The sequence below is a fragment of the Curtobacterium sp. B8 genome (assembly GCF_000333315.1).
Classification (GTDB): domain Bacteria; phylum Actinomycetota; class Actinomycetes; order Actinomycetales; family Microbacteriaceae; genus Curtobacterium; species Curtobacterium luteum.
This window is the reverse complement of sequence record NZ_BACW01000663.1, coordinates 1-4,730: the sequence shown is the minus strand read 5'-3', so window position 1 is coordinate 4,730 and position 4,730 is coordinate 1. Positions and strand designations below refer to the sequence as shown.

The window sequence follows — 4,730 nt, the reverse complement described above, 5'->3', positions numbered from 1 at the left end:
CTCCAGGCCGGAGGGTGGTGTGGTCCTCAGACCGCAGCGGTCTGGTACTGCGCGGCCAGCAGGCCGCCGGTGAAGCGCGCGATCGCGCGCGGACCGGAGACCGGCGCGGACGCCTCGACCGCCGGGTTGTAGTTCGTGTTCGTGTTGATGTCGTAGACGACGTGGCGACCGTCGGTGGTCTCCATGAACTCGACCCCGGCGATCGGGATGCGCTGCTCGGCGAGGAACGCCCGGAGCTGCTGCACGAGCGGGTGCGCCGCGGTGACGTCCTCGCGCACGCTGAACGCGCTCGGGGCGTCGGAGCCCGGAACCTCGCAGACGGCGCCGGCGATGGTCTGTGACCCCGGAGCGGGCACCTCGCACGCGTCCGCCGGGCAGAGCTCGAAGCTGCCGGCGCTGGTGTCGACGCGGACGGCGTAGACGAACTCACCGCCGACGAACTCGATCCGGGTGATGAACGGCTCGCGCGCGGTGAGGTACTCCTGCAGGAGCGTGATGCCGTCGACCGGGGCCTCGAACTCGGGGCTGTCGACGTACGCGTCGAACTCGGCGAGCGAGTCGAAACGCCGGACGCCGAGGCCCTTGCCGCCCTGGTTGTGCTTCGTGATGAACGGCACGTCCTGGCCGTCGGTGAAGGTGCGGGCGGCGTCCTTGAGCTGCGCGGAGCCGAAGACGGCCGTCGTGCGGGGCACGTCGAACCCGGCGTCGCGGAGCAGACCGTGCTGCGCCACCTTGGACACCTCGAGCTCGAGCACGTGGCTGCCGTTCACGACCGTGCGGCCTGCGCGCTCGAGCCAGCCGAGGAGCGCACGGGTGTACTCCTTGCTGTGCTCGTGCCCGCGGGTGTGGCTCGACGCGGACATCCGGCTCCAGTAGACGCCCGGCTCCGGTTCCGCGGAGAGGTCGATCTGCCCGTCGGTGAGGAGGATCTCCTCGACGGGGACCCCCTCTGCCTCGAAGGCGGCGGCGAGCGGCGGGAACCACTCAGGGTTCTCGTGGATGACGTACACGCGCGGAGAGCTCACGCGCCCACCCTAGGCACGAGGTGTGACAGACGGCCAGGTGTGTGACGCGGCGCTACCTCGTTCGCCGGCCTGCGCGTCGTCGAACTGCTGCGTGCCGACGACGCCGAGGAGCTCGAGCTCCTGCGCGTCGTCGCTCCCGGGCGGCGAGCGTGGCCGCACGCCGTGCTCGCGTTCGCGTTCGCGTTCGCGTTCGCGTTCGCGTTCGCACAACCAAGATCAAACGGCACCGCGCGGATCCCTGGTGCCGATCGACTTCGGTCGGGCGAACGCGATCGGCACAGCCCGCGCGGCGACCTGACGCTCAGTCGGTCGCGGGTCCCGCTCCGCCGTTGCGTCCTTCCCGTCGGCGCACCCAGCGGTCGACCGCGCGGTTCACGAGCAACAGGGCCACGACGCTCCCGACGGCCACGAGCGACGAATCGACCGGACGGCCGATGAGACGGGCGGCGACGTACCCGGCGAGGAGCGCGATCGCCCAACTCAACCGGGCGAGGGGCGCGCCCAGGAGGCCGCCGGAGCGAGCTTCCTCGTCGTCCTCGTCGTCCTCGTCGTCGGGGCTGTCGTCAGCGCTCATCCGGGCGAACGTGACGCCCCAGCCGACGAGGAGGACGCCGAGCGGGATCGCGACCCACGCGGCGTCGCTCGTCGGGTCGTGCACGATCGCGATGAACGCGAGCGCGGCGACCACGACGCCGCCCAGCACGAACGACGCGGTGATCGCACGAGCGAACTTGGAGGGACGTTGCGGCACCCGGTGAGCGTAGCGCCGCCCGGGGCGTCCGAGGGATCCCTCTTCGGGGGCGTACTTCCGGACGCGTTCCCGGATCACGGCGACCCGCTCGGCCTGTGGCGCGGGCTCGGTTCGAGCATCGTTCCTCCTCGGCTGGTCTCGGAGGAACTCCGGACTTCGCGGATCGATCACCGAACATCTGATATGTGCGGTGGGCCACGGTCAGCCTGCCGCGAGCACCGTCCGCGCCAGCCGGACGAAGTCGTCGACCCCGATCACCTCGCCACGCGCCGTCGGGTCGATGCCCGCGGCGGTGAGGACCTCGGCCGCTCGGGCGCTGCCGCCGAGCACACCGGAGAGGCTCTGGCGCAGCATCTTCCGCCGCTGCTGGAAGGCCGCGTCGACGAGCACGAACACGCGGGACCGGAGGGCCTCGTCACCCGGCTGCTCGCCGCGGTCGAACCCGACGAGCACGCTGTCGACGTTCGGCACCGGCCAGAACACCTGGCGGCTCACCTGTCCGGCGATCGACCATGACCCGTACCACGCGGCCTTGACGCTCGGCGCTCCGTAGACCTTGTTGCCCGGGTCGGCGGCCAGCCGGTACCCGACCTCGGCCTGCACCATGACGAGCGCCCGCTCGATGGACGGGAAGGTGGCCAACAGGTGCAGCAGCACCGGCACCGAGACGTTGTACGGGAGGTTCGCCACGACGTGCGTCGGTGCCTCCGGCAGGTCGGACGCGGCGACGGTCAGCGCGTCCTGGTGCACGACACGCAACCGTGCCTCGGGCTGCATCGCGGCCACGGTCGCGGGCAGCTGCGCGGCCAGGCGTCCGTCGATCTCGACCGCCGTGACCGACGCGCCGGTCTCGGTCAGCCCGAGCGTCAGGGACCCGAGGCCGGGCCCGATCTCGAGCACGCGGGAGTCCGCGTCGACGCGACCCGAGGCCACGATGCGGCGGACGGTGTTCGCGTCGTGCACGAAGTTCTGCCCGAGCTTCTTCGTCGGGGTGACGTCGAGCTTCGCGGCGAGGTCGCGGATCTCCGCCGGCCCGAGCAACGCACCCACGACTACTCCGCCACCGTGACGGGCTCGGCGTCCCACGCGCCGTAGACCGTCTCGGTGTTCGACGCGATCTGGGCGGCAAGCATCGAGACATCGGTGCCGAGCGTCTCCGCCATCGCACGCAGCGTGAGCGGGATGAGGTAGGGGGCGTTCGGACGACCGCGGTAGGGCGTCGGGGTGAGGAACGGAGCATCCGTCTCGACCATGATCAGGTGGCGCGGCGCGACCTCGAGTGCATCGCGGAGGTTCTGTGCGTTCTTGAACGTGACCGTGCCGGCGAAGGACATGTACCAGCCGCGCTCGGCGCAGAGCCGCGCGAGGTCCGGTCCGCCGGAGAAGCAGTGGAACACCGTGCGCTCGGGAGCACCGACGCGTTCGAGGACCTCCACCACGGCGTCGTGCGCGTCGCGGTCGTGGATCGTCAGCGCGAGGTCGTGCTCCTTCGCGATGCGGATGTGCTCCTCGAACGAGCGGACCTGGGCAGCACGACCGTCCTCGCCGGTCCGGAAGAAGTCGAGTCCGGTCTCACCGATCGCACGGACCCGCGGGAGCGCGGCGAGCTCGGCGATCCCGGCGAGGTGCTCGTCGAGGGTGCCGGCGGCGTCGAGCACCGGGGCCTCGTTCGGGTGCAGCGCGACGGCGGCCAGGACCCGGGGTTCACGGGCCGCGATCGACGCCGACCACTGCGAGGTCGCGAGGTCGGTGCCGACCTGCACGACGCCACGGACGCCGACGCTCGAGGCGCGGTCGAGGTGCTCGCGGTACTCGAGCGGGCCGTCGCCGCCGTCGCCGATGCCGTCGGCGATCTCCATGTGGGTGTGGTTGTCGTACACCCCGACGACGAGGGCCTGGGGCAGCGGCGGGTAGGTCAGGTCGCGCTTCGACGAACCCGACCCGCCGCCCTCGCCCCGGGAGCGGACGTGCGCGGCGTCGGTCACGCTGCGCCCTGCTCCGGCTGCTGCTCGATGCGCGGGAACAGCCCGGACTCGAGCGGCACGACCTGCGCGGCGCCCTGCCACTCCCACGCTCGGTCGATGCGCTGCTCGGCGATGGACCCGCCTGCACCGATCGACGCCCAGAGCTTCTGCGTGGCCTTCGGCATGACCGGCGACACGAGGACCGCGACGGTCCCGAGACCACGGAGCGCGGTGACGAGCACGGTCGCGAGGCGCTCGCGCTTCGCGTCGTCCTTCGCGAGCGCCCACGGCTCCTGCTCGGTGATGTACCCGTTGAGGGCGTCGACGAGCTCCCACACGGTGGCGATCGCGTCGTGTGGCGCGAAGTCGCCGACGGCGGCATCGGCCCGCTCGGTCACGGACTTCGCGAGCGCGTCGATCGCGGCGTCGGCGTCGGTCGGCGCCCCCGCTGCCGGCACCACGCCGTCGAAGTAGCGTCCGATCATCGCGACGATGCGCGAGGCCAGGTTGCCGAAGCCGTTGGCGAGCTCGGCCTGGTAGCGCGCGGAGATGTCTTCCCAGCTGAAGTTGCCGTCCTGGCCGAACGTGATCGCGCGGAGGAAGTAGTACCGGAAGGCGTCAGACCCGAACGTGTCGGTGATCTCCGACGGCGCGATGCCGGTCAGCTTCGACTTCGACATCTTCTCGCCGCCGACGAGCAGCCAGCCGTGCCCGAAGACGCGCTTCGGGACCGGCAGGCCCGCGGCCATGAGCATGGCGGGCCAGATGACCGCGTGGAACCGGGCGATGTCCTTGCCGACGATGTGCACGCTCGGCCAGAGGCGCTGGAACGCTTCGTCGTCGTCGGACCCGTACCCGAGTGCGGTCACGTAGTTCAGGAGCGCGTCGAACCACACGTAGAGCACGTGGTCGTGGTCCCACGGGATCTGGATGCCCCAGTCGAAGCTCGACCGCGAGATCGACAGGTCGCGCAGCCCCTGCTTCACGAAC

Annotated in this window: 5 protein-coding genes; all 5 read right to left on the bottom strand. The window is 71.3% G+C overall.

Annotated elements, in window-relative coordinates:
• Positions 1 to 26: 26 nt before the first annotated feature.
• The gene (locus I59_RS17705; protein ID WP_022905012.1) at positions 27 to 1,025 is read right to left on the bottom strand and encodes a RimK family alpha-L-glutamate ligase; all 999 of its coding nucleotides are present in this window, start codon (positions 1,023 to 1,025) and stop codon (positions 27 to 29) included.
• 301 nt (positions 1,026 to 1,326) lie between these two features.
• Positions 1,327 to 1,776: a hypothetical protein gene (locus tag I59_RS17695; protein WP_148286306.1), complete on the bottom strand. Its 450-nt coding sequence runs from the start codon at positions 1,774 to 1,776 to the stop codon at positions 1,327 to 1,329.
• A 201-nt stretch (positions 1,777 to 1,977) separates the two neighbouring features.
• On the bottom strand, positions 1,978 to 2,826 hold the full coding sequence (gene rsmA, locus I59_RS17690) for a 16S rRNA (adenine(1518)-N(6)/adenine(1519)-N(6))-dimethyltransferase RsmA (protein ID WP_022905009.1): 849 nt from the start codon (positions 2,824 to 2,826) through the stop codon (positions 1,978 to 1,980).
• 2 nt (positions 2,827 to 2,828) lie between these two features.
• Positions 2,829 to 3,761: a TatD family hydrolase gene (locus I59_RS17685; protein ID WP_022905008.1), complete on the bottom strand. Its 933-nt coding sequence runs from the start codon at positions 3,759 to 3,761 to the stop codon at positions 2,829 to 2,831.
• Positions 3,758 to 4,730, bottom strand: a 973-nt coding sequence (locus I59_RS17680) for a class I tRNA ligase family protein (protein WP_022905007.1), incomplete at its 5' end; no start/stop codon positions are given. The genes I59_RS17680 and I59_RS17685, both read right to left, overlap by 4 nt.